Source organism: Mycobacterium sp. (assembly GCF_019243155.1).
In the GTDB taxonomy this organism is placed as follows: domain Bacteria; phylum Actinomycetota; class Actinomycetes; order Mycobacteriales; family Mycobacteriaceae; genus Mycobacterium.
On the sequence record NZ_JAFAUS010000434.1, the window covers coordinates 1 to 24,102 of the forward strand.

General features: G+C 64.5%; 24 protein-coding genes and 2 pseudogenes. 11 read left to right on the top strand and 15 right to left on the bottom strand.

Annotated elements, in window-relative coordinates:
• Positions 1 to 1,498: MMPL family transporter (locus tag JOZ00_RS22290; RefSeq protein WP_293348134.1), on the top strand; the 1,498-nt coding region annotated here is incomplete at its 5' end.
• Here the strand turns inward: JOZ00_RS22290 and JOZ00_RS22295 are convergent.
• The 5 genes and pseudogenes from JOZ00_RS22295 to JOZ00_RS22315 form a co-directional block, all read right to left on the bottom strand.
• A pseudogene (locus JOZ00_RS22295) lies at positions 1,491 to 2,272 on the bottom strand (SDR family oxidoreductase). The gene JOZ00_RS22290 and the pseudogene JOZ00_RS22295 overlap by 8 nt on opposite strands.
• 69 nt (positions 2,273 to 2,341) lie before the next feature.
• Positions 2,342 to 2,599 (bottom strand): annotated as a pseudogene (locus tag JOZ00_RS22300) (nuclear transport factor 2 family protein); the annotation flags it as partial.
• A gap of 20 nt (positions 2,600 to 2,619) precedes the next feature.
• Positions 2,620 to 2,760, bottom strand: a complete 141-nt coding sequence (locus JOZ00_RS22305) for a hypothetical protein (protein WP_293348137.1) — start codon at positions 2,758 to 2,760, stop codon at positions 2,620 to 2,622.
• A 212-nt stretch (positions 2,761 to 2,972) separates the two neighbouring features.
• A complete protein-coding gene (locus JOZ00_RS22310; RefSeq protein WP_366022389.1) occupies positions 2,973 to 3,425 on the bottom strand; it encodes an FHA domain-containing protein in 453 nt (150 codons plus the stop codon).
• A gap of 50 nt (positions 3,426 to 3,475) precedes the next feature.
• The gene (locus JOZ00_RS22315) at positions 3,476 to 4,186 is read right to left on the bottom strand and encodes a cutinase family protein (RefSeq protein WP_293348140.1); all 711 of its coding nucleotides are present in this window, start codon (positions 4,184 to 4,186) and stop codon (positions 3,476 to 3,478) included.
• Between the two features lie 222 nt (positions 4,187 to 4,408).
• Between JOZ00_RS22315 and JOZ00_RS22320 the strand changes: the two genes are divergently transcribed.
• Positions 4,409 to 5,152 carry a hypothetical protein gene (locus JOZ00_RS22320; RefSeq protein ID WP_293348143.1) on the top strand — a complete coding sequence of 248 codons (744 nt, stop codon included), beginning with the start codon at positions 4,409 to 4,411 and terminating at the stop codon, positions 5,150 to 5,152.
• Positions 5,149 to 5,379 carry a hypothetical protein gene (locus JOZ00_RS22325; protein ID WP_293348146.1) on the top strand — a complete coding sequence of 77 codons (231 nt, stop codon included), beginning with the start codon at positions 5,149 to 5,151 and terminating at the stop codon, positions 5,377 to 5,379. Before JOZ00_RS22320 ends, JOZ00_RS22325 begins: the two co-directional genes overlap by 4 nt.
• A 585-nt stretch (positions 5,380 to 5,964) precedes the next feature.
• On the opposite strand, the gene JOZ00_RS22330 is transcribed toward JOZ00_RS22325, so the two are convergent.
• Both JOZ00_RS22330 and JOZ00_RS22335 read right to left on the bottom strand, forming a co-directional pair.
• Complete coding sequence (locus JOZ00_RS22330) at positions 5,965 to 7,245, bottom strand: alpha/beta hydrolase-fold protein (protein WP_293348148.1); 1,281 nt, start codon at positions 7,243 to 7,245, stop codon at positions 5,965 to 5,967.
• Between the two features lie 75 nt (positions 7,246 to 7,320).
• Positions 7,321 to 7,782 (bottom strand): SRPBCC family protein, encoded by a 462-nt coding sequence (locus tag JOZ00_RS22335; protein WP_293348151.1) that lies wholly within the window; start codon positions 7,780 to 7,782, stop codon positions 7,321 to 7,323.
• Between the two features lie 197 nt (positions 7,783 to 7,979).
• On the opposite strand from JOZ00_RS22335, the gene JOZ00_RS22340 reads away from it, so the two are divergent.
• A complete protein-coding gene (locus tag JOZ00_RS22340; protein ID WP_293348154.1) occupies positions 7,980 to 8,255 on the top strand; it encodes a DUF4235 domain-containing protein in 276 nt (91 codons plus the stop codon).
• Between the two features lie 50 nt (positions 8,256 to 8,305).
• On the opposite strand, the gene JOZ00_RS22345 is transcribed toward JOZ00_RS22340, so the two are convergent.
• From JOZ00_RS22345 to JOZ00_RS22355, 3 genes are all read right to left on the bottom strand, one after another.
• Positions 8,306 to 9,175 (bottom strand): hypothetical protein, encoded by an 870-nt coding sequence (locus JOZ00_RS22345; protein ID WP_293348157.1) that lies wholly within the window; start codon positions 9,173 to 9,175, stop codon positions 8,306 to 8,308.
• Positions 9,176 to 9,189: 14 nt separating this feature from the next.
• Positions 9,190 to 10,428: an acyl-CoA dehydrogenase family protein gene (locus tag JOZ00_RS22350; RefSeq protein ID WP_293348160.1), complete on the bottom strand. Its 1,239-nt coding sequence runs from the start codon at positions 10,426 to 10,428 to the stop codon at positions 9,190 to 9,192.
• A 104-nt stretch (positions 10,429 to 10,532) separates the two neighbouring features.
• Positions 10,533 to 10,904 carry a DUF1801 domain-containing protein gene (locus tag JOZ00_RS22355; protein WP_293348163.1) on the bottom strand — a complete coding sequence of 124 codons (372 nt, stop codon included), beginning with the start codon at positions 10,902 to 10,904 and terminating at the stop codon, positions 10,533 to 10,535.
• Between the two features lie 106 nt (positions 10,905 to 11,010).
• Here JOZ00_RS22355 and JOZ00_RS22360 point away from each other — a divergent pair, with 106 nt between their 5' ends.
• Positions 11,011 to 11,541 (top strand): nuclear transport factor 2 family protein, encoded by a 531-nt coding sequence (locus tag JOZ00_RS22360; RefSeq protein ID WP_293348166.1) that lies wholly within the window; start codon positions 11,011 to 11,013, stop codon positions 11,539 to 11,541.
• A 7-nt stretch (positions 11,542 to 11,548) separates the two neighbouring features.
• Positions 11,549 to 12,661, top strand: coding sequence for an NAD(P)-dependent oxidoreductase (locus JOZ00_RS22365; protein ID WP_293348169.1), 1,113 nt, complete (start codon positions 11,549 to 11,551; stop codon positions 12,659 to 12,661).
• On the opposite strand, the gene JOZ00_RS22370 is transcribed toward JOZ00_RS22365, so the two are convergent.
• Positions 12,658 to 13,638: an NAD-dependent epimerase/dehydratase family protein gene (locus JOZ00_RS22370; protein ID WP_293348263.1), complete on the bottom strand. Its 981-nt coding sequence runs from the start codon at positions 13,636 to 13,638 to the stop codon at positions 12,658 to 12,660. The genes JOZ00_RS22365 and JOZ00_RS22370 overlap by 4 nt on opposite strands.
• Positions 13,638 to 14,609, bottom strand: a complete 972-nt coding sequence (locus JOZ00_RS22375; protein ID WP_293348172.1) for an aldo/keto reductase — start codon at positions 14,607 to 14,609, stop codon at positions 13,638 to 13,640. Before JOZ00_RS22375 ends, JOZ00_RS22370 begins: the two co-directional genes overlap by 1 nt.
• A 68-nt stretch (positions 14,610 to 14,677) precedes the next feature.
• On the opposite strand from JOZ00_RS22375, the gene JOZ00_RS22380 reads away from it, so the two are divergent.
• Complete coding sequence (locus JOZ00_RS22380; protein WP_293348175.1) at positions 14,678 to 16,012, top strand: acyltransferase; 1,335 nt, start codon at positions 14,678 to 14,680, stop codon at positions 16,010 to 16,012.
• Here JOZ00_RS22380 and JOZ00_RS22385 read toward each other — a convergent pair.
• Positions 16,009 to 17,610: a hypothetical protein gene (locus JOZ00_RS22385; protein WP_293348266.1), complete on the bottom strand. Its 1,602-nt coding sequence runs from the start codon at positions 17,608 to 17,610 to the stop codon at positions 16,009 to 16,011. The two genes, JOZ00_RS22380 and JOZ00_RS22385, sit on opposite strands and share 4 nt — an antisense overlap.
• A 239-nt stretch (positions 17,611 to 17,849) precedes the next feature.
• On the opposite strand from JOZ00_RS22385, the gene JOZ00_RS22390 reads away from it, so the two are divergent.
• Positions 17,850 to 18,701, top strand: a complete 852-nt coding sequence (locus JOZ00_RS22390; RefSeq protein WP_293348178.1) for a pyridoxamine 5'-phosphate oxidase family protein — start codon at positions 17,850 to 17,852, stop codon at positions 18,699 to 18,701.
• 124 nt (positions 18,702 to 18,825) lie between these two features.
• On the opposite strand, the gene JOZ00_RS22395 is transcribed toward JOZ00_RS22390, so the two are convergent.
• Complete coding sequence (locus JOZ00_RS22395) at positions 18,826 to 19,482, bottom strand: TetR/AcrR family transcriptional regulator (protein WP_293348181.1); 657 nt, start codon at positions 19,480 to 19,482, stop codon at positions 18,826 to 18,828.
• A gap of 97 nt (positions 19,483 to 19,579) precedes the next feature.
• On the opposite strand from JOZ00_RS22395, the gene JOZ00_RS22400 reads away from it, so the two are divergent.
• From JOZ00_RS22400 to JOZ00_RS22410, 3 genes are read left to right on the top strand one after another with little or no spacing between them, the layout of a single operon-like run.
• Positions 19,580 to 20,710 (top strand): VOC family protein, encoded by a 1,131-nt coding sequence (locus JOZ00_RS22400; RefSeq protein WP_293348184.1) that lies wholly within the window; start codon positions 19,580 to 19,582, stop codon positions 20,708 to 20,710.
• On the top strand, positions 20,707 to 21,645 hold the full coding sequence (locus JOZ00_RS22405; protein ID WP_293348187.1) for a fumarylacetoacetate hydrolase family protein: 939 nt from the start codon (positions 20,707 to 20,709) through the stop codon (positions 21,643 to 21,645). The genes JOZ00_RS22400 and JOZ00_RS22405 overlap by 4 nt, the downstream gene beginning before the upstream one ends.
• Entirely contained in the window at positions 21,642 to 23,162 is a 1,521-nt protein-coding gene (locus JOZ00_RS22410) for a bifunctional 3-(3-hydroxy-phenyl)propionate/3-hydroxycinnamic acid hydroxylase (RefSeq protein WP_293348190.1), read from the top strand. Before JOZ00_RS22405 ends, JOZ00_RS22410 begins: the two co-directional genes overlap by 4 nt.
• Before the next feature lie 5 nt (positions 23,163 to 23,167).
• On the opposite strand, the gene JOZ00_RS22415 is transcribed toward JOZ00_RS22410, so the two are convergent.
• Positions 23,168 to 24,049, bottom strand: coding sequence for a universal stress protein (locus tag JOZ00_RS22415; protein ID WP_293348193.1), 882 nt, complete (start codon positions 24,047 to 24,049; stop codon positions 23,168 to 23,170).
• Between the last annotated feature and the right edge of the window lie 53 nt (positions 24,050 to 24,102).

Consider the following 24,102-nt stretch of genomic DNA (forward strand, 5'->3'; position numbering starts at 1 on the left):
CTTCCGGGTGCCCGGAATCGCCCGCGTGCAAGCCATTACGCGGCCCCAGGGCACGCCGATCGAGCACACCTCGATCCCCTTCCAGATCAGCATGCAGGGCGTCAGCCAGCAGATGAACCAGAAGTACCAAGAAGATCAGATGGCCGACATGCTGAAACAGGCCGACATGATGCAGACGACCATCGACAGCATGGTCAAGATGCAGAGCCTGACGCAGCAGATGACCAACGACATGCATCAGATGGTCGCGAAGATGCACTCGATGACCATCGACATCAACGAATTACGCGACCATATGGCGGATTTCGAGGACTTCTACCGACCGCTGCGTAGCTACCTCTACTGGGAGAAGCACTGCTACGACATCCCGGTGTGCTGGTCGCTGCGCTCGGTCTTCGACGGCCTCGACGGCATCGACACGATGACCGATGACATCGAGAGCCTGCTCCCCATCATGGATCACCTCGACACGGTGATGCCTCAGTTGAACGCGCTGATGCCCAGCATGGTCGAGAACATGAAGGCCATGAAAACGACGATGCTGACCATGTATTCGACCCAGAAGGGCCTGCAGGATCAGCAGAACGAGGCGCAGAAGAACTCCAACGCCATGGGCAAGGCGTTCGACGCGTCCAAGAACGACGACTCGTTCTACTTGCCGCCGGAGACCTTCAACAACGCCGAGTTCAAGAAGGGCATGAAGAACTTCATCTCGCCCGACGGACACGCGGTGCGCTTCATCATCAGCCATGACGGCGATCCGATGTCGCAGGAAGGCATTTCGCACATCGCCGCAATCAAGAAGGCGGCCTACGAGGCGCTCAAGGGCACGCCGCTGGAGGGTTCGAAGATCTATCTGGCGGGGACCGCGTCGATCTACAAAGACCTCGGCGACGGCAACACCTACGACCTGCTGATCGCGGGAATATCTTCTCTCTGCCTGATTTTCATCATCATGTTGATCATCACGCGGGGTGTGGTCGCATCGGCGGTCATCGTGGGAACTGTTCTGCTCTCGCTGGGTGCGTCCTTCGGGCTGTCGGTGCTGATCTGGCAACACCTGATCGGCATCGAACTGCACTGGATGGTCTTGGCGATGTCGGTCATCATCCTGCTGGCCGTGGGCGCCGACTACAACCTGCTATTGGTGGCACGGTTCAAAGAGGAGATTCATGCCGGCTTGAACACCGGCATCATCCGGGCGATGGGCGGCACCGGTTCGGTCGTCACCTCGGCCGGACTCGTGTTCGCCTTTACGATGATGACGATGGCTGTCAGCGAGCTGACCGTCATCGGTCAGGTCGGCACGACCATCGGTCTTGGTCTGCTCTTTGACACGATCATCGTCAGGTCGCTGATGACGCCGTCCATCGCCGCGCTGTTGGGCAAGTGGTTCTGGTGGCCGCAGCGCGTCCGGCAACGCCCGGTTCCCTCGCCGTGGCCCAGCCCGAGCAAGGCGCAGGCCGAGGAACCCGAATCCGTAACTGCCGCTAGGTAACCCACTCCGGCTGCTCGCCGACGTCGACCGCCGAGAAGTCCTTGTGCCCGAGGCCGGCGGTGGTGCCGCCGTCGACGATGAACTCGGATCCGGTCGAGTAACTCGACTCGTCGCTGGCCAGGTAGACCACCAGGCTGGACACTTCCCTCGGGTCGGCGGCGCGGCCGAGGGCGGTCTGGAAGAGGTCGTCGGGAACCCACTCCGTCATCGGTGTCTTGATGAGCCCGGGATGAATGGAGTTCACTCGGATTCCGCTGGGCCCCAACTCGAGTGCGGCCGATTTGGTCAGCCCACGGACGGCGAACTTGCTGGCGGTGTAACCGTGGCAGGCGATGGTGCCGGCGATCCCCTCGATCGATGAGATGTTGATGATCGAGCCGCGTCTGGCTTCCTTCATGGGTTTCACGACGGCGCGGATGCCGAGGAACACCCCCGTCAGGTTGATGTCGAGGATGCGCTGCCACTCCGACAGTTCGTAGTCCTCGAGGGTGCCGATGTTGATGATTCCCGCGTTGTTGACCAGCACGTCGACCCCGCCGAATTCACTGATCGCGGTCGCCACCGCCGCGTCCCAATCCTCGGGTTTCGTGACGTCCAGATGAAGGTAGCGCGCGTCGTCACCGACTTCTGCTGCCACCGCCTTGCCCTCGTCGTCGAGGATGTCGCCCAACACCACCTTGGCCCCCTCGGCCACCAGCGTCCGCACGTGCGAGGCGCCCATCCCCGCGCTCCCCCGCTGATGAGCGCGACCTTTCCGGCCAACCGTTCTGCCACCATGTCTCCTGTCGTTGGGTCGTTAGCACCATACAGACAGCTGGGCATGTATGGCCATGGGTTAGACCGTCAGCCCACGAGGTCGATATACGCCTGCGGCAGGTCGTCGCGCGACAGCTTGGTCACGCTGACCGCGCCGGGGTTGTAGGAATCCTCGCCTTCGATCAACCCGTTCTCATCGATCGGCCACAGCAGCAGCTGCCGGAACACCACCAGGTAGTCGCCGTCGACGTCATCGACGGGGATGTCGATCTTGGTCGCCTCGGGACCCGGGTAGATCTGCTTGAGCAGGCCTTCGGTGACGACGCAGTGATCGTCGACGACGAGCGCGGGCAACTCGGTGGGCACTATTGTTTGTCAGGGCGCTCGGGTTCGGTCAGTTCGGGCGCATTCTCGCGAGTGGCCATGCCGCCTTCGCGACCGTGGTCCTCTGGGCCGGGGCGCCCGCCCTTTGGTTCGTCGTCGGCGGTGTCTGACTGCATGCTCATCGCAACCTCCTTGTCTACGGGGTAATACCCCCAGCGGCGCCTTTCCATGGCTGCCGCCATCTACGGCAATCACGACTGAACATCACTGAGAAGCTCGGCACCGTTCTTTATTTTCACGCGTCCCTACTATGAACGGGTGCAACGAGATTCGTCCCGGCGTTCGTGCTTTCCGGTGAACGCCCGGAAGGTACCGCCCAGTCGGCGTTGCTTTCCTACTGGGCGGGTAATCCGGTCAAAAACACCAGCCGAAATTTGCCGATCTGCAGTGCGTCGTTGTTGGCGAGCACCACTGGTGAGTCCACAGGCTGGCGGTTGACGTAGGTGCCGTTAAGGCTGCCAACATCCGTGACAGTCCAGTTGCCGTTCTCGTCGAGTCGAAATTCCAGATGGCGTCGGCTCACGGTGACGTCGTCGAGCAGGATGTCGCTGTCGGGATGGCGTCCCGCCGAGGTGACCGGCTGATCCAGCAGGAATCGGGAACCCGCGTTAGCGCCGCGCGTTACGACGAGCAGAGCGGTGCCCCGCGGCAATTCTTCGACGGTTTCCGTCTCCACGGAGGCGGCCGAATCTCCATCTGCCGGCTCGAGGAAGTCGTCGTCGAAGGCCGATGTGATCTCGCCCGCGGCTTCGCTGGGATAGTTATCGTCGTCGCGGTGCTTGTCCATGTCGACTGCGGTTCAATCAATTTCGATCAATTGCGGGATCCGGACGACCGCTAAAGGTGTCGCGCAGCAAAGTCGGCGCCCTGGTCGGTCATGCCGTTTGCCGCATACAACGTGTGAGCGAGGCCGGGTGGGCCTGGAGGCGCACCATTGCAGATGTTGTCGTCGGTGGAGCACAACTGAATGGTCTTGGGCGCGTACAACGGCCCGATCGTGATGGGCGGTGCCCCGGCACCGCGCAAGAATTCGTTGGAGGGGGTTCCAAACAGCACCACCGCGGCCACATGCTTAGCCACCTCCGGCGCCAGTGGCTGAGGTACGTAGGACGCGAACTCCTGCGGCACTTCCTTCGGCACGACGGCCGAGGTGACAAAGCCGGCGACGGCGGCGCCCTGTGAGTAGCCGCCGAGCACGATTCTGGTGTTGGGACAGTTCGACGCGGTGGACGCGACGTGAGCTCCGGCGTCCCGGATTCCGTCGACGACCGTTCTGGCGAAGGCGATTCCGCCGCTGAAGTCGCTGCTGGCGTCGTAGTTCACCGGATATACCCCTACCGACTTGCCGCCGGCGCGTGACCCGAGGGCGTCGACGAACGCCTGCCCGATTCCGCCTACTCCCGGTGGCTCGCCCGTACCTCGGGCGAAGACCACCTCGACGTCTGAACACGGCTCGGCCCAAGCTGCTGGCACTGGTGCGGAGATCAACGCCGCCCAAGCCGTAACCAAAGCGGTGGCCAGTAAGCGGGTGGTTCGTAGCAAGCTCACGTCGTGCGGATGCCCCAGTTTCGGTCGGCCGAAACGGACGAGTTCTCGCGCAGTTACCGGCCGACCGGAATACGGGGGGCGCAGGCCGCGGCGGCCTCGCGGATTCCTTCCGCCGAACCCCTAGCTCGCCATTGAGCGATAGTGGAACATTGCAACGGACAGAGCCGAGAGCCGGCAAACCGGTTCCCCGACGAAGCGGGCGACGATGTGAACGATTCCGCGTTGATTGTCTCCGTGTTCTTGGCCTGTTTGGTCGAGGCGGTCGAGGCGCTGACCATCGTGCTCGCGGCGGGCATCGCGCGAGGCTGGCGTTCGGCGCTCCTCGGAGCTTGCGCCGGCGTGCTGTGCTTGGCAGTGATCGTGGCCGTGCTGGGCCCCGCTGTCTCGGCGATCCCCGTGGACGGGCTTCGACTGGTTATCGGCGGGCTCCTTCTGATTTTCGGCCTCCGGTGGCTGCGTAAGGCGGTGCTCCGCGCGTCCGGAAACAAACCACTGCACGACGAAAGCTTGTCCTTCCAAAGCACTTTGGCCTCGGCGCAGCACATGACACGACAGCGCCGACGCAACATCCCGGATTGGTATGGGTTCAGTCTGGCCTTTCAAGGCGTGGTGCTCGAGGGACTCGAAGTCGTGTTCGTTGTGGTGACTTTCGGCGCCAACGAGCATCGCATCGTGCCGGCGGCGGTCACGGCTTTGGCAACTGTGGCCGTGGTGAGTCTGAGTGGGTTTGCCTTGCGTAAGCCCTTGACGCTGATTCCGGAGAACACACTCAAATTTGTGGTCGGCATCCTGCTGAGTGCATACGGGCTGTTCTGGAGCGTTGAAGGCGCCGGAGGCAACTGGCCTGGAGGCGACAAGTCGCTGCTCGTCATCGTTGCCGCACTGGCGTTGTACTCGGCGGTCCTAGTGGCCGTGTTCCGGCGTCGGCTGCCGGACAGACGCACTCACGAAGGAGCGCTCCCGTGAGCAACATGCGGCTGCGTCGGGTCGCCAGATTCTCGTATGCGTTCATCGTCGGCGATGACGGGCTGATCGCGCTCGGTATTCTTGCAGCGCTGGCAGATACCGCCTGGACCGTGCGTAGCACGGCCCTGCCCGCATGGTGGATCGTCCCTGCGGTGATCATGGTTTTACTACCGCTCAGCATCCGCAAGGCAGTCCGCGCCAGCAGCCGCACCGAACTCAGACGCTGACAGCCGCGCCAGGGCAGCTCACCGGGCATTCCGAAACCGCCTCGGACACGCTGACTGCATTTCCTTGACGTAGCGGTGAATCCTCAGCGGGTTCTCAGCGCTCGGTTCATACGCTGGCGCTCATCATGTTCGGTACGAGTGCCCCGCCGTGTGAGATCGAGGCGACAGATGGACGTTGATCAACTACGTCGCATACTCGCCCGCCTCCCGGGTGATATGCCGGTGGTTCTCGAGGATTCCCAGTCGGGGTGGATGCAGAATGCCCGGCTCTTCATCGTGCCCGCACACATTGATCGCCGTGCCTCCGGCAACTACTTGCACGCGCTCGATCGAAACAGCCGCGACAACTGTCACGCGTTGTTGCTGAGCGCATTTCAGCAATCTGACAAGATTTTCGCCGATATCACGCCCGCCTCCGCTGTCGACGACGACATACGAACACGTCCCAGGAGCCCGAGCGCGGCGGCACAAACCCAGGGACATGGGCGTCGGCGACACCGACACTAGCGATTGACTGCGTCGAGATTCTTGCAGCGCAATTTCTTTTAAACGCTCCGCGCCCGCTGTTCGATGACCAACGGCTCGCTATGGCATCGCGGTGGCGGCGACGCCAGGCGTGTGAAGCCGACCCGCGAGCCACGGCAGCGTCGCTGCGAACGCCGAGGCCGCCGACGGCCAGTCGTGTCGGCCGGGAAGTTGGACAACCTTGCAATCGATACCGTTGGCCGCCCCCAGTTGACAGAGCGAATCGGCGGCGGCGTGCCCGACCGCGCGGTGATCGGTTCGTCCGGCCGCGCCGGGAACAGCGAATAGCCCAGCCAAGTTCGGGTATGGGCCATGTTGAGCGATGACCGTGCTCGGGTCAAACCGCGCCCACGCCGCAGCATCCCCACCGAACAACCGCTCGATGGTTTGCGTTCGTGTGCCCGCGTTGGGTGTGATATCGCCGCCGATGTCGACGAAAGCGTCGAATGTCTCGGGATGCATCACAGCCAGGTCGACCGCGCACGTGCCTCCAGACGAGAAGCCCACGACGCCCCACTTCGGCTGCCCGACCAACCCGAACAGGTCATCGACTCGTGCAATGACATCGCCCACCAAGTGGTCGGCAGCATTGCCACGGGAACCGTTGACGCATTCGGTATCGACGGTGAATCCGCCTGTCGCATCGGCGAAGACAGCCATGGGCGCGTTTCCCGCGTGGGCTGCCGCGAATGCATCCAGGGTGGCGACGGCATCACCGGCGCGAACCCAGTCCGCAGGAGTGTTGAATTCACCGCCGACCATGAGGAGCGCCGGCAGCTGCGGCGACGGCGCATGGGTGAACCAGGAGGGCGGCAGATAAACCCATTCGCCGCGGTGACGGAAACCTGACACCGCAGAGCCCGTATCGATGGGGACCACCGCTCCCCGTTGCGGTGCAACGCCTTTGATCTTGGCTTCCCGAACCGCACGGAGATCGGACTGATCCGGCAACGGGGTGTTGGTCAGCTGACCCCACGCCGACGGAACGCTCGGGAAGTATCCCAACCACGAATTGATCGTCAGCCCGGTGCTCAACATGCAGAATGACGCGGCGAAAACACAAACGTTGCGTCGCCACCAACCAGCGCGACGCCAGGCGACGATCACCAGCACGGTGGCATGTCCTACCAGCGCGGTCCATAGCCACATCTGCCACGGTGGAGGCTCACTGGCAAGCCCGAGCGTTCCGTAGTACCAGTGGGCGAAGCAGACTGTCACGGCCCCGACTGCCAGGGCCAGCGGCACCCGCCAAGTCCACCAGTGCCGTCCCCGCCACGCGATTGAATAAGCCAGCGCCGCAACGGTTATGAGCTGGAGGGCGGCCGGGATCCATCCGTGCATCAACGAAAGGTGGTCGCCCATCCCATCGTTCTGCGCGGCGCGCGCCATCGACGGCCCGGCAATCAGCGGCGCCGGTCAGGCATCGGGTCGCGCCACGTCGCCGCGCCAGGCGCCGGTCTCGCCGGGTTGACTCTCGATGAACTTTTTGAACCGCTCCAGATCGCCGTGTACCCGGGCTTTCAGGATGCCGAGCTTGTCGGCCACGTTCTCGACGAAACCCTCCGGGTCGACGTCCATCTGCGTCGTCACCCTCGTGCTTTTGTCGTCGAGGCGGTGGAACGTGACGACACCGGCGTGGTCGGGGCCACTGTCGGACTTCCACGCAACCCGCTCCTCGGGATGCTGTTCGGTGATCGTGGCATCGAACTCGCGGGTGATCGGTCCCACCTTGATTCGCCAGTGGGTGTGAGTGTCGTCGCGCTGGTCGATTTGTTCGACACCCTCCATGAACTTCGGGAAGGACTCGAATTGCGTCCACTGGTTGTAGACGATGCCGATCGGTTGGTTCACGTCGATTGAGGCGGTAGTGGTGCCCATGGCTCTCCTAGATTTCGTCGTCACCGCTGTACTACCCGCAGATGGTGGACGAAAACCCTTACCAGTGCCGACCACTTGTGGCACGGCGATTAATCGATGGACGTCACCGCGAGCCCGGTTACGCACGACAGCTGTTGGGTATTGATTCCAACATCATGCTGGTACCGCGACTAAGCGGAACAAGAAAAGGTGTGGCGATGAGCCCGACGTCCAAAGCTCTGTATTTGCCTTTGTCGGTGGCGACCAGTGTCACCGGCGGGATCGTGGCTGGCGCGATATTCAGCCAACTCTGGAAGCGGTTCAGCGATCAACAGCCCGCGCCGCCAGATCCCAAGGACCTCAGCAGTTCTACCCGTGCTGCCCTGATCGGAGCCGGGCTGCAAGGGCTGGTCTTCGGAGTTGTAAAGGCCGCGGTAGACCGCGCTGGCGCCCGCGGTTATAAGGCCGTCACTCACGAGCCGCCACCGCGGTAGCGGCTTGCAAGCGCGAGTCCGACCTGTAGAAGCGCCGCGGCATTGAAAGTCTAGGAATTCACGACGTCGAAGACGGCCGCCGCCGAGGTGACGGCCTTGTCCCCGTTGCCCTCGTCGTGCAGCAGCATGCGCACACCGACGCGCCCGCGTCCGCCCACGTGCGCGGTGCCCTCGACGCGGAAGGGACCCACCTTGCCCCGCGACATGAACATGACATGCCAGCTGACCACCTGCAGTTTGCGGGTTCCGGCGACCGCGGCCGCCAGGTCGATCGCCGCCGTCTCGAGGACGACGTGTTGGGGCCCGATGTGCAGCGCCGCGTCCGGCGAGGCGAGTTCGGTGCTCAGCTCCGGCAGAATCCAGTGTCCATCGCCACGCCGGGTGGCGCCGAAGGCCTTCCACAGTGGCGGCAGCTCCGGCGAGTCCTCGATCACGATTTCGGTGCCCGAAACATCCATCCGGCCAAGACCTTCCGGTGGCTTGCCGATGATCGCTCCCTGCCCCTCGTTGAAGGCGATCACCCGGTCCGGGTTGTCGGCGTCGACGATCTTGCAGCGCCCGTACCCCATCGTGCGACCCTGGTGCATGACGCCCGACTCGACGATCTCAACCCTTTTGACGTCGTACCCGGGATCGACGATCTGCACCGACGCGATGACCGGATTCGGCACGGCAACCATGTCGGTCTGGCAGCCCTCGGGCGAGGAAATCGCCAACGGCGCCACCATGATTCCGCCGGCTTCATTGCGCATGTCACGGCGGATGATGACCGTGTCGTCGGCCTCCCCGAGGTCCATCGACGAGTGTTTGCGTCCGATGTAGCGATAGCTGAGCAGACCGGTCCAGCGCCGGAACAATTCGTCCCGATAGGCGTCGGAGTCTCCGGCCAACTCTCGGATGTCACGAAGTTGGTCGCCCAATTTCGGCCGCCTTCCTAGACTCTGCCGTGCCTCACCTGGTTGAAGGGCACGCCGCGGTCGGCGGCGTACTCGCGCGGGAAGTTCAAGACCCGCTCGCCGATCACGTTGCGCGCCATCTCGGTTGTTCCGCCACCGATGCTCGCGATCTGCCGGCCCAGATACCGGACGCCGATATCGAGCAGCGCCGCGTCGTCGCCGACCGCGGCCGCCGGTCCCGTGACGGCCAGCGCCGTGTCTGTTTCGACGTCGTGCACCGCGGCCATGGACAGCCGGATGATCGAGCCCGCGGCGGGCGGCAAGGACCCGCTGGCCACGGCGTGGAAGACATGCTCGCTGAGTTGGCCGTGCACCGCCCGGTGCACAAGGGCCCGGCCGACCATCTCCCTGGCCCGCTGCGAACCGGTCTGGTTCGTCTTCTCGACCAAGGACAGTAGATCAACCGAAATATCTTGGGCCTCAGTGATTCCCGGCCCGCTGGTGTACTCGGAGCCGTCACCCATGCTGCGGCGCTCGTGGTAGAGCTGGCGCGACGCGACTTCCCATCCTTTGCCCGGTTCACCGACGACGGCCTCGTCACCCACGTCGACGTCGTCGAAGAACTCCTCACAGAATTCGATGGAGCCGTTGACCTGCTGGATGCGGCCGACCGTGACGCCGGGATGTTTGAGCGGCACCAGGAACATGGTCAGGCCTTCGTGTTTCGGTGCGTTCCAGTCGGTTCGAGCCAGACACAGGCCGTAGTCGGCGGCGAATGCCCAGGTGCTCCACGTCTTGGCACCGTTGATGATCCAGCGTCCGTCTCGCCGGTCGGCGCGCGTGATGACACCCGCAAGGTCCGATCCCCCGCTGGGCTCGGACAACAGTTGCACCAGCACCTCTTCGCCGCGCAGTGCGGCCCCGATGTGCGCTCGCTTCTGTTCGTCGGTGCCCATATCGAGGATCGTCGCGCAGCAGATGGCGAAGGACGGGACGTTGAGCAGCAGCGGCGTCTCATAGGCCAACGCCTCGGCGTCGAACGCCTTCTTGTATTCGTAGCCCAAGCCGAGCCCGCCGTATTTGCGCGGAAAGCAGATTCCCGCGAATCCGCCCTCGTACAGCCTCTTTTGCAGCTCGCGGGCACGGTGCCAGGATGGAATTTCGTCACGTTGCAGAGGCATCGCGTCGTCGGAATCCAACCGCGGCAGGTTTTCGGCCAACCAGGCTCTGGCCCGGCTGCGGAACTCCGCGACCGTCTCGGCGGGCTGCGCTGTCACCGGCGCCGAGTCCGTCGTGGCGTCATTGCCGGTGGCCTCCCATTTTCCAGCGTCGACCTCGTGCTGTGCGACTGTACAGCACCGCTGAGCGACTGTACAGGCGGCTAGGAGGCGTTCAGCTGAACCGCGGCGCGGATGAGTGCCTTCAGCGCCTTCTCGTCGATCTTGTCGCCCTCATGGAAGTCGATCGCACGCCTGGTGTTGCCGTCGAGACTGGCGTTGAACAAGCCCGACGGATCGTCCAGCGAGGCGCCCTTGGCGAAGGTCATCTTGACGGCGGCCTTATAGGTCTCGCCGGTGCAGATCATGCCGTCGTGGTACCACACCGGCACGCCTCTCCACTTCCATTCCTCGACGACATCGGGGTCGGCATCCTTGATGAGTTTTCTGATCCGGGCGAGCATCTCGCCGCGCCAATCCCCGAGTTCCTTGATTCGGGCGTCTATCTGTTGGGCGGGAGACATTTCCTTGGTCATGTTCGATACCTTCGGCGACGGCACTGGTGCGCGCAAGTGTTCGCGGCGCGAGACAACGACTGGCCTACACTTCCCGGGAGCGCCGATCGGAGGGAGTCCAGCCGCAATGACAGAGGCCACGGACCAGTTAGCCGCAGACAGCGACGTCGCCGCGCTGCTCGCGATCGAGTCGATCAAACAGCTCAAAGCCCGGTACTGCCGGTATCTCGACACCAAGGACTGGGATGCGTGGCGGACGATCTTCGCTGATGACTTCGTCAGCGACACCTCCGAAGCCGGCGGCAAGGTGATCGCCGGCGCCGACGACTTCGTCGCCTTCACCCGCAAAGCGCTCGGACGCCCGACGCAGGCCACCGCCCATCAGGTACACGCGCCCGAGATCGAGCTCACGTCGGCGACGACAGCGCGCGGGGTGTGGGCGCTGCAGGACGTCGTCCGCTTCGGGCCCGGGGTGAGCCTGGTCGGCTACGGCCACTACCACGAGACCTATGAGAGCATCGCCGGGCAGTGGGTTATTAAGAGCTCCAAGCTGACTCGGCTACGAGAGGACATCGTCACCCCGATGATCTCGATCTACATCTCCAACCGAATCCGCCAAACGATCGGCAAGATCGCCGACCGACTGATGGCGCAGTGACGCATCCATGACTGTAAACACCGTCCTGGTCACGGGCGCGTTCGGACAAGTCGGAAAGCGCTGCGTACAGATCCTGCTCGAGCGGGGACGAACCGTCATCGCGACGGACCTGCGGACGGACAAAACCGTCGCGGTTGAGAAGGAACTGGCCGCCGGGCGTTATCCCGGGACTTTCATTTCGGCCTACGTCGACCTGCTCGACCCCGAGGCCGTGCAGGACCTTGTCGCGACCCATCGCCCCGAGGCGATCATCCACCTCGCCGCCGTCGTGTCACCGCTGTCGTACCGAAACCCCGGATTGGCCAGACGAGTCAATGTGGGTGGCACCGAAAATCTCCTGGCGGCGGCCTCGCAGATCGTCGATACGCTCCCCCACCCGCCGCTGTTCCTCATGGCGTCGAGCGCGGCGGTGTACGGGTCGCGAAATCCGCACCGCTACCCGGAGCGGATCACCCCCGACACCCCGGTGAACCCCATCGATCAGTACGGCCAGGACAAAGTGCTGGCCGAGGCGGCCATCCGGGGCAGCGGCCTGCCGTACGCGCTCTACCGGCTCGCCGGTGTCATCTCCCCGGACACTCAGGCCGAGATCAGCAACGACTACCTGATCATCATGCGCTCGTTGCCGACAGACAACCGCATCCACACGGTGGACGCCCGCGACGTGGCGCTGGCATTCGCCAACGGCGTTGACCGGGAGGCGACCATCGCGGGCAAGGCTCTGCTCATCGGCGGCAACGAATCCTGCGTGCTACTGCAGCACGAACTCCAGGACGGCCTGATGATCGCCAACGGCCTAGGCCCGCTCGGCCCGTCCGCCACCCTGCCGGGCGACCCCAGCGACGACCGCGGTTGGAGTTTCACGGGCTGGTACGACACCGCCGAAGCGCAGGCGCTACTCGATTTCCAGGAGCACGACTGGTCTCAGACCCTGGCCTGGGTCGGTGAAGCACAGGGCCGCAGGCGCATCGTGTTGCGCGTGTTGGGACCGATACTGCGTCCCATCCTGCGCGCCGTCCTGATCGTGCAACAACGGCTCGAGGGACGCGGCCCATACGCCGACCCGTGGGCGCTGATCGAAAAGAAGTACGGCGGCGCGGCATTGGCCAGCGTCGACTAGCGCGACGCGAAGAAGACGGCGGCCTTTCGGATCGAGTCTTCAACGGGCTCGGGCCGCCACCCGAGTTCGCGTTCGGCTTTGCCGTGGTCCAGCGGTGACATCAGTTGCGCCATCCGCATTCCCGCGTAGGCAAAGGGCAAGTCGCGACCCAGCAGCCGCGCCATCACATCGTTGCCGCGCGCACCTGCGAGCAGAACCGACATCGGGATGCCGATGCGCGGTGCCCGCCTACCCACGGCGGTAGCCGCGATTTCGTGCAGCTCCCGGCCGCTCATGTACTTGTCGGAGATGATGTAGCGTTCCCCGTCGCGGCCGTGCTGAGCCGCGAGAAGCATTGCCTTGGCGGCGTCTTCGATGCCGACCACTTCGGATGAGTAGCCGAAATAAAACGGAAAGCGCCCTTTGGCGACGAGCGCGAGCAGGGAACCGTGCGGAGTCGGCGCCCAATCACCCGGCCCGTAGGTCGTGGATATGCACATCGCAACGGCGGGCAGGCCCTTGTCGCGCGCGTACGACAGCAGCAAATTCTCCCCGGCCACCCGCGCCTCGATGTAGGGGCCACCCTGGTCCCAGTTGTGCGGATCGTCTTCGGTGACCACCTCGGTGTCGCTGATCGCCAAAGATCCTGCGGTGCTTGTGTATACGAACTTGTTCAGTTCGGCTTGCAGTGCCGCATCGAGAACGTGCCGCAGGCCCTCGACGTTTGTGCGGAACAGCGGCGCCGGGTCACGCAGCCACATCCGGGCATCAACGACGCAGTAGTAGACGACGTCGCAGCCCGCCATCGCAACCTGCAAAGCCGCATCGTCGAACACGTCGCCATAACAGCGTTCCACCTCGAGGTCGTCGATCCCCGCGGTAGAACTGCTGTGGCGCAACATGACTCGCACGTCGGCGCCCGAAACGACGAGCTGCCGTGTGACATGTGATCCCAGGAAGCCGCTGGCACCGATCACCAGCTTCTTGCCCGCTCCGATCACCGATCGATCCAGGCCATCTGCGCTTCGGCGTGGTGGCCCCCGACGGCCGGTGTCAGGGCGTTCAATCTGGCCAGCTGGTCTTGGGTCAGCTCGACGGAATCGGCTCCGACATTCTCCTCGAGGCGCGACACACGTTTGGTTCCCGGGATCGGCACGATGTCGGGGCCTTTCGCGAGCAGCCAGGCCAAGGCGACTTGGGCGGGAGTGGCGCCAACGTCGGCGCTGATGTCGCGCAACTCGTCCGCGCTGCGCAGGTTGTGCTGGAAGTTCTCGTCGAAGAAGCGCGGGTTGCTCTTGCGGTAGTCGGTGTCGGGAAATTCCTGCGTGGAGCGGATGGCGCCGGTGAGAAAGCCGCGGCCCAGCGGCGAGTAGGCGACGAATCCGATCCCCAGCTCGCGCAGGGCCGGCACGATCGCGCCTTCCTGGTCGCGCGTCCACAGCGAGTATTCGGATTGCACCGCGGTGATCGGGTGCACGGCGTGCGCGCGCCGGATGGTGTCGACGCCGACTTCGGATAGCCCGATGTAGCGGATCTTCCCCGCCGCCACCAACTCGGACAGCGCACCGACCGTCTCTTCGATCGGGGTGCCGCGATCAAGTCGGTGTTGGTAGTAGAGGTCGATGTAGTCGGTTTCCAGTCTTTTCAGCGAACCGTCCACCGCGACGCGGATGCTGGCCGGACTGCTGTCGAGGCCGTCGCGGCCCGTGTGCGAGATCAGGCCGAATTTGGTTGCCAGCACGACCTGGTCGCGGCGACCCTGTAGGGCGCGGGCGACGAGTTCCTCGTTGACGTAAGGCCCGTAGACCTCGGCCGTGTCGATCAGGGTCACGCCGAGATCTATGGCGCGATGAATCGTCCGGAGGGATTCGGCGTCGTCGAAGCCCCCGACCGCATAGGCCACCGACATGCCCATCGCACCGAGTCCAAGACGTCCAACGTGCAGCTCGCCGAGTTGAGCCTGTTTCATCGCCTGTCTCCTGTTTGGTCGGGGCGGTACCGTGGCGCTGTGTACCGCGTTGAGCTTTCCCCGATTTGATGGACACCGCAAACACCACACGACCTGCCCGAAATCTGGCGGTCGATTACTACCGAGTATCGGGTGTGGTGCTCATCGTGCTGGGGCACTGGTTGGCCGGATCGGTCACCTACCGCGATGGGCAGTTCGGGCGGCAGAACCCGCTCGTCGAGCTGCCCTGGACCCAGTGGCTGACGTGGCCGTTCCAGGCGGTTCCGACGTTCTTTCTGGTGGCCGGCTACGCCGGCGCGGTGTCCTGGACGCACCGGCGAGACACCGGCGGGGTCTCGCGCCAGGCCTGGCTGCAGCATCGGCTGGCCCGCGTGCTCGGTCCGACGGCGGTGTACGCCGTGCTGGTGTCGGTGGTGGTGGTTGTCCTGGGCGCCTGCGGGATCGCCGGTTCGGTGCTCGAGTACGCCGGGTGGGCCGTGGCCATGCATCTGTGGTTTTTGGCCGTATACCTGGTTGTGGTGTCGTTGACACCGATTGCGATTGCCGCACAACGGCGTTGGGGTCTCCTGGTGCCGGCGGCACTCGCCCTGGCAGTTGTGGCGATGGACGTCATCAGGCGCGTCGGACACGCGCAGTACGTCGACTGGGTGAGTTATCTATTGGCCTGGGGAGCCCTCTACCAACTTGGAATCGCTTGGCGCGAAGGGTCGTTGGCGGGCCGTAGACCCGCGTTGCTGGCCGCCGTGTCCGCAGTACTGCTCGCGCTGTTGATCTGGCTGAAGGTCTATCCGATCAGCATGATCGGCGTGCCCGGTCAGACGATCGACAACACGACGCCGCCCACAGTGGCACTGTTGGCGTTTGCGGGCGCACAAACCGGGATTGTCATGGCGCTCGAGCCCGCGCTCAACCGCGGGTTACGCGCCATCCGTGTCGAGCGGGTGCTGTCCATCGGCAACCAGAACATCATGGCCCTTTACCTGTGGCACATGATCCCTGTCGTCATCGTCGCGATCGTCGGCTACCCCGCCGGTCTGCTGCCGCAACCCCCGGTGGGGACGGCCGCGTGGTGGCTGGCCCGGCTGGAATGGGTGGCCGTTCTTAACATTGTGACGGCCATCGAGATGGCGTTGTTGTGGTGGGGGCGGCGGGTTTTCGCGGCTCCCCTGCCGCTGGTCGGTATTCCACTCGCGCAGCGCTGGGGCGAACCGGTCATGCTGACCGGCGCCGCGATGGCGGCCTACGCGCTGTCCGCGCTAGCCGCCGAGGGCTTCGCCCCCGATGGCCGCTTTCCATGGTTGATCGCAGTGGTTTTCGCCGCCGGAGTGCTGCTGGTGGCGCTTCGCCCGAAGGCCCGGGCAGCAAGTCGCGATGCGAGTCCGCAGAGGTACGAAACCGCCTAGCCGTGTGCGGGAAGTACGTGGTCGGCCAGCTTGTCGGTGGACAGGCACAACGAGCAGACGTACGCGTTGTGGGTCTGGCACGCCAGCACGTCGGGCCGCTCGTAGTCGTGATGGCAGACATGGCATTTCAATTGCGCGGCTGACGGATTGCCGTATTCGTCGTACAGGGGCAGGTCGATGCCGTCGTCGGTGCGCCGTAGGTAGTACCTGCCCTGCGTCGCGACGGCCAGGATCGGCGGCATCACCAGCGCAATTACGATCGCCACCAGAGGCGAGTAGGGCTTCAGTTCGGCACCGAGCCCGCCGAAGAAGGCGGCAATCGACAGCCCCGCCGCCAGCAGCATCGAGCCGAACCCGACGGGGTTGATCGCGTACAGCATTCCCCGGCGGAACTCCGGCTTCTCGGGCGACAACTTCAACAGGTATTTGTTGAAGACGATGTCCGAGGCCACGGACACCACCCACGCCATGCCGCAGTTCGCGTAGAACGCGAGGATGGTGTTCAGGAAGTCGAACATGTCGGCTTCCATCAGGATCAACGCGATGGCGAGGTTGACCCCGAGGAAAACGACGCGCCCGGGGTAGCGCTTCGTGACGCGGGTGAACGAGTTGGTCCACGCGAGCGAGCCCGAGTATGCGTTGGTCACGTTGATCTTGATCTGGCTGAGCACCACCAAGACGACGGCCAGTGTCAGCGCCAGCCAGCCCGGCATGAAGTTGCGGTAGATCAACAAGAACTGGTGCACGGGCTGATCGGCGACCGGGGTGGACCCCGCAACACTGGATATCAGGTACACGGCCAGGAACAGGCCGATGGCTTGCTTGATCGCCCCGAAGATGACCCAACCTGGCCCGGCCAGCAGCATCCAAGCCCACCAGCTGCGGACGTTCGCCGGCGTCCGCGGAGGCATGAATCGCAGATAGTCGATCTGTTCGGCGATCTGCGCGATCAACGACAGACAGACGCCGGCCGCCAACAGGCTGGAGCCGATGTTCACCCCGCCGTTCTTGGCCTGGCCCGCGTAGGCGAAGAACTGGCGAACCGAGTCGGGGTGGCTCACCACGAGATAGATGAACGGCAGGACCATCAGGACCAACCACAGCGGGGTGGTCCAAAGTTGCAGCTGCGAAAGCACTTTCATGCCGTAGATCACCAGCGGGAAGATGATCAGCGTCGAGCAGGCGTATCCGGCCCACAACGGCACGTGCAGCCCGAGTTTGAGGCCCTGCGCCATGATCGAGCCTTCGAGCGCGAAGAAGATGAACGTGAACGTCGCGAAGATGACGTTGGTGACCACCGAGCCGTAGTAGCCGAACCCGCTGCCGCGCGTGATCAAGTCCAGATCGATGTTGTAGCGCGCCGCGTAATAGGCCAACGGCAACCCGCTCAGAAAGATCACGGCGGCGAAGATGCCGATCCCGCACAGCGCATTGCCGGTGCCGTAGGAGATACCGATGTTGGCGCCGATCGCGAAGTCGGCGAGATATGCGATGCCGCCCAGAGCCGAGATGCCGACTACCGCAGTGGACCATCGTCGATAGCTGCGCGGCGCGAAGCGCAGCGTGTAGTCCTCGAGCGTCTCCTTCGTGGCCGTCATGGTGTCCACGTCGACGGCGGCCGCCGATTGACTTTCGATTTCCCGCTCGGTTTCCTGCGTCATTTCGCCCCCCCAACGCACAGCTACCGGCAGACCATATCCGACGCGGGTTTCAAGTAAGTGACGTCGGATTCGTCTGCACGCCGCATGGTCCAACGACGAGACGGCCAGGAAGGTTTGCCGCGGCGGCGTTGTTGCAAACGTTGATTGTGCTGCCAGGAAGGACGTCTGAGACGGCCGTGACGGGCTTTCACGAGGGAGAAATCGCCACCCAGCGCCGAGCCGGTGTGGAGGCGGACGCGAAGCGGTTGGAGGTGATGCTCGATTCGCCCCGGCTATCGCAAGGCGCCACAAGGTTTCTCGCGTCGCAGCGATTTGTCGCCCTCACCGGACGCGACCGCGACGGGCTCCTTTGGATTTCGCCCGTCGCCGGAGAGCCCGGTTTTCTGCGCGGACGCGACGACATGCTGAGTGTGTCGAGCACGCCGCGTGACGGTGATCCGCTGCACCACATGCCAATTGAGCAACAGATCGGCCTGATCGCGATCGACTTTGCCACCCGCCGCCGGGTGCGGATCAACGGCAAACTTCTCAGTGCCGACGATGCGGGCCTGACCCTCCGCGTTGATCAGTCATACGGAAACTGTCCCCAGTACATTCACCGCCGCGCGGTCGATGCCGGCGGGTTTGCCGCTTCTCCTTTGATTCGCGCGAGACGCGCAGAGTTTCTGCACCCGTCCGACCAGGCAATGATCGCGGCGGCCGACACCTTCTTTCTGGGCACGACCCATCCCTCCCGAGGCAGCGACGCGTCACACCGGGGAGGTCCGACCGGGTTTGTCCGGGTCGACTCCCCCGGCAGCCTGTGCTGGCCGGACTTCCCGGGCAACAACATGTTCAACAGTTTGGGCAACCTGGCGGTGGACGACGAGGCGGCTTTGCTGTTCGTCGATTTCGTCACCGGTGCTTCCTTGCACCTGTCGGGAACCGCTCAGGTCCGGTGGACCGCTCCGGGCGCGGCCGGTGATGACGGCGGCGTGGGCCGCAGCGTCGCCTTCTCGGTCGAGGCCGTCGTGGCGCTCACCAAGTAGGGCTTACCGGCCCGGTGTTTGCGGGCAGGGCGGCCGCCGCCTGGCGCAGGGTGTGGCGAACACCACAGTTATCGCTTTCTCATGTTGGCTTCGCGGCTGGGGGCGCACGCCGGACGCAGTACTCTCACGCGTCGCCTGACTCATCGGGCAACGGGAGTTCGCACACCGCGCGGGCCTCGGCCGCGCCGAGCCCGAACAGCCGCAAAACGTTCTCCGTGACTACGTCGGCCGCAACCGCGTCGTCGCGATCGGGATTGTCCCGCAATAGGTTTCCCAGCCCCAGCAACGCGCCGCCGGCCATCGCGAGGGCGAGTTCCGGGTCGTCGCCGACGAAGCCTTGGAACCTCCCGGCTTCGATGCCTGCCTTGATATCGCGCAATGCACGCGGCGCCAGGCCGCGTTTCGACGACAACAGCGCCATCCCGCTGGCCAGCAAGATGCGGCTCTCCTGCGGGCGCCGGCGAAACAGGCGACCGGTCAACCGGAAGCTGGTCGCGAACGTTTCCGCGGGGTCTTTGATGGATGCGGTGAGCCGGTCCAGCATCGCCCCGTGGGCGTCGAGCACGTCGGCGACCGCGGCCTCGAACAACTCATCCTTGCTGTCGAAGTGGTTGTAGAAGGAGCCCATACCGACGTCGGCGGCCTGGGTGATCTCCAGGACCGACACGTTGACCTTTCCTTCGGCGATCAACCGCTGCGCCGCTTTGACCAGCGCCGTCCTGGTGCGCTGTTTGCGCCGAGCCAGGCGGTTGGTCGGCTCTGCGTCGGGCATGGCGCTCATGTTTAGCAGTATGCATCAGTTTTGAGGATTCCGTCAGGACACTTGACTGACTGTTATCTCGCATGTGACGATTTCGTCAGTTAGTTGGGAGACGGCCATGAATTCGACGCAGAGCACCCGCTTGGACGCGGACAACCGCAAATGTGCGCTTTCCGGTGAGCACCCGGGGCGATCCCGGAACCCGGTAGTCAAGGTCGTTGACATCGCATGGCTGGAATTCGAGCGGCCGGATCTGACCGTCGCGGAGTCTTTTGCGCGGGCGTTCGGATTTCACACGGCGCAGCACAGCCCGGCTGAGCTGCAGCTGCGCGGCACCCAGGCCGGCAGCCCATGCGTGGTCCTGCGACGCGGGCCGCGAAAGAGGTTCGCCGGCGTCGCGTTTCGCGCCTGTGACGAAATCGATGTGCTGCGCTTGGCCGATCACCTCGGCGCGCCGGTGGAGCCGCTGCCGGAAACGATCGGCGGCCTGTCGGTCGGATTGGCCGACCCGAGCGGCATGCCGGTGCGGGTGGTCTCGGGTATGCACGAACTTCCGGAACTCCCCGGCCAGCAACCGCATACCTTCAATTCGGGCCACGACGTGCGCCGCACCAACGCCGGCCAGCGTCCTGCGCGCGTTCCGGCTCGGGTGCAGCGCCTGGGCCATCTGGTCGTGCAGTCGACCCGCTATCTCGAGACGCTGAACTGGTACCTGGACAACCTGGGGATGATCGTCAGCGATTTCCTGTACTTCCCGGGCCAGCGCGATCGAGGCCCGGCCATGAGTTTCATCCGTTGCGATCGCGGGTCGACACCGGCCGACCACCATACCCTGGCCCTGGCTCTGGGCCCGGCCAATCGCTACGTCCATTCCGCCTATCAGGTCAGCGATCTCGACGCCCTTGCCGCGGGTGGTGAATTCCTCACAGAGCGGGGCTATTTCCGGTCCTGGGGAATCGGCAGGCATATCCAGGGCAGCCAGATCTTCGACTATTGGCGCGATCCCGATGGCTACCTGTTCGAGCACTTCACCGACGGCGACCTGTTCGACAACACTCTCGAACCGGGGTGGGCGCCGTTCACCGCCTCCGGGTTGGCCCAGTGGGGCCCACCGGCGAGTCGAGACTTTCTCGGCACAGACCTCAAATCGGCTCGCCACGAACTGGTTTCGATGGCCACCGCCCTGCGCACCAGCAACGAGTTCGACATCAACCGCCTGATCGGCCTACTGAAAGTACCCACCTCATGACCGTTTCCGTGCTGCGTACCGCCGACGCGTGGTGGCTCAAAAACGCCGACGGCGCCGCGAAGATCGACACCGCCGCCACCACCACCGCCGCGCTGCTGGGAGAGCGGGCCGCGATCGATGCCGCCGCGAACAGCACCGACACCGTCGCGCTCGAAAGCCTGGCATTGGTCTCCCCTGTGACTCGGCCGTGCCGGGTCATAGCTCAGATGACGAACTTCGAGTCGCACGTCAAGGACGCCGGCATGGATCCCGCGACGATTCCGCTGACGTTCTTCCGCAAGGCGTCGGCGTCGATCACCGGCCCGTTCGATGACATCGTCAAACCAGGCCACGTCAGGCTTCTGGACTACGAGGTCGAGATCGGCCTGGTGATCGGGCGCGCAATCGGAATCGGGACAAGCATTTCCGACGCGAACCTCGGCGACTTCATCGCGGGATTGGTGGTCACCAACGACGTCTCCGCGCGTGATATCCAACTTCCGCAGACCCAGTTCTATGAGGCCAAGTCGTATCCGACGTTCACCCCGGTCGGCCCGGAACTCGTGCTCCTGAACGCCGACGAGCTGAAGCGATTCGGTGAACTGCGGTTGCGCCTGAGTGTCAACGGCGACCCGCGGCAAGACGCGCTGGTCGATCCGGACATGATTTATCGGCCCCTGGCGGCGCTGCAGTCCCTCACCCAGTTCCAGGAGCTTGCCCCGGGAGATCTGATTCTTACCGGCACCCCGGCCGGCACCGCGCTGAGCGCCCCGCCCAAGCCGATGCAGATCATCGGGGACCTGTTGCCGCCGACTCTGAAGTGGAAAGTGTTCTTTTCACGTCAGGCCGGCAATCGAAATTACCTGCAGCAGGGCGACGTCGTCGAGGCGTCGGTGGCCACCGACGACGGCGCGATCGATCTTGGAAAGCAATGCAATACAGTGCGATTCAAGTGACCGAGCCGAGCTCTCCGCGCGTCCCCGTCGTCATCGTGGGCGCCGGACCGACCGGCATCACCGCGGCCACCCTCTTGGCCCAGCACGGGCTGGCCTGCCTGATAGTCGACCGCTGGGCCGGCGTGTATCCGCAGCCACGCGCCGTGCACCTGGACGACGAGATCTACCGCGTCATCGCACGGCTCGGCATCGCCGATGAGTTCGCGGCCATTTCGCGGCCGACCTTGGGCTTGCGGTTGCTGGACAAGCGATTCCGGGTGCTTGCCGAGTTCAAGCGTGATCCCTCGACCAGTGCAAGCGGCTACCCGCAGGCCAACATGTTCGACCAACCGGAGTTGGAATCGGTGCTGCGGGCGAACCTCAAACGTCACCCGAGCGCACAATTGCGGGGGGACGCGGAGGTCACCGGCGTGCTGGCCACCGCCTCGGGCGTGCGCGTCACCTTCACCGACCGTTGCACCGGCCTGGTGCACGAAGTCGACGCCGACTACGTGCTGGGCTGCGACGGGGCCAACAGTGTCGTGCGTGCCCAAATCAACTCGGCCATGCGAGATTTGAACTTTCAGCAGCGCTGGCTGGTCATCGATGTCGCCAGTGACGTCGAGTTGCGCCAATGGGACGGCGTACATCAGGTCTGCGACCCGGTCCGCGCGGGAACGTTCATGCGCATCGGACCGGCCCGCTATCGGTGGGAATTCCAGCTACTGGCCGGCGAAACCGCCGACGAGTTCGACACCTTGGGCGCGTTGCAGCCGCTGATCGCACCTTGGACCGACGAGGTGGCGATCACCGACCTGACGCTGCTGCGCGTTACCGAGTACACGTTCCGCGCACAGATCGCCGACCGTTGGCGCCGCGGGAACATCTTCATCCTCGGTGACGCTGCGCACCTCACTCCGCCGTTCGTCGGTCAGGGCATGGGCGCGGGAATTCGGGATGCGGCCAACCTCGCGTGGAAAATCGCCGGGGTCCACGACGGCACGCTCGCAGCCGACGTTCTCGACAGTTACGAACAGGAACGTAAACCGCACGCCCAGCAGATGATTCGGCTCGCCCTCGGTGTCGGCTGGGCGATGACAGGCGGCGGCAACGTCGGCAACGCCGTGCGCCGGGTCGTGCTGCCCAGGCTGCGGTTCCTCCCCGGTCTGCGTGACAGGGTCGTCGACTCAACGACGCCCCCGCTACGCCGCTCGGCGTTGGTGACCAAATCCGGCAGTCGGCTCACCGGCAGACTGTGCCCGAATATGCCGCTGCCCGAGGGCAACCGCCTCGACGACGTCCTCGGTACGGGTTTCGCGTTGATCACCACCCGCTGGCCCGACGCCGCCGACGAAGCATCGCTGCGGCACCGCGGCGTCACAGTGCTGGTGGCCGAGCCCGGTACCGTGCTCGCGGCATGGCTACGCCGGGGCCGCGCCACCGTCGCGCTCGTGCGGCCCGACCGAACGGTGGCACGCGCCGGACGTGACCTCACGGCGTTGTGCGCGTGGACATTCGCCACCCTGCGGGAAAGCTGACGCAATCACCCTGCCGGCCGGGCGACGATTACCGGTATCCGGACGGAATGCAGGACCGTGTTGCTGACCGAACCCAGCAGCATGCCCGTCAGCCCACCGCGGCCGTGACTGCCCACCACCACGAGTTGTGCGGATTCCGACCTTTCGGCGAGTTGTCGCGCCGGGTGGTCGCGGACGACCTCCCGGTGAACGGTCACGTCGGGATAGCGTTCCTGCCACCCCGCCAGGCTTTCGGCGAGGCTTCGTTGCGCTTCGCCTTCCAGGGCAGACCAGTCATGCTCGTGAAAATCACTCACCGCGATGTCGCTCCACGCGTGCAGGGCTACCAAATCGACGCCGCGACGGGATGCTTCGTCGAAGGCGATCTCGGTGGCCGATTCCGAAACCGGGGAACCGTCGATACCGACCAGGACGGGCGCCTGCGGGTCCGGCAGGTCCTCGTCGTGGATGACGGCGACGGGGCAGTTCGCGTGACGCACCACGGTGGAACTCACCGAGCCGAGCACGCCTCGTGCCAGCAAGCCCCGTCCCGCGGTGCCCACCACGATCAGCTCCGCATCGTCGGACATGTCGATCAACGCCAGTGCCGGGGTCGAATACACCAATTGCCTTTTGATGGGCACCTTTCGGTCTCCCTGCATCGCCTCTTCGGCGATTTTGACCGCATGCATGATTGCCTTTTTGCCCTCGTCCTCCAGCGCGGTCACGAGCGAGTCGGGATATGGGACCGGCGGCCAGGTAGTCGTGGGTGTCGCCACCGCATGGACCACGGTCAGTGGGACGTTCCTCAACACCGCGTTGCGGGCCGCCCAGGATGCGGCGACGCTTGATTGCGGTGAGCCGTCGACCGCGACGACAATGCCGAGTTGTTCATCGTGTTCTGACATGTTGTTCTCCCTCTTTCGCCAGCAACGCTATAAGAGGGTGGGATCGCGGTCGC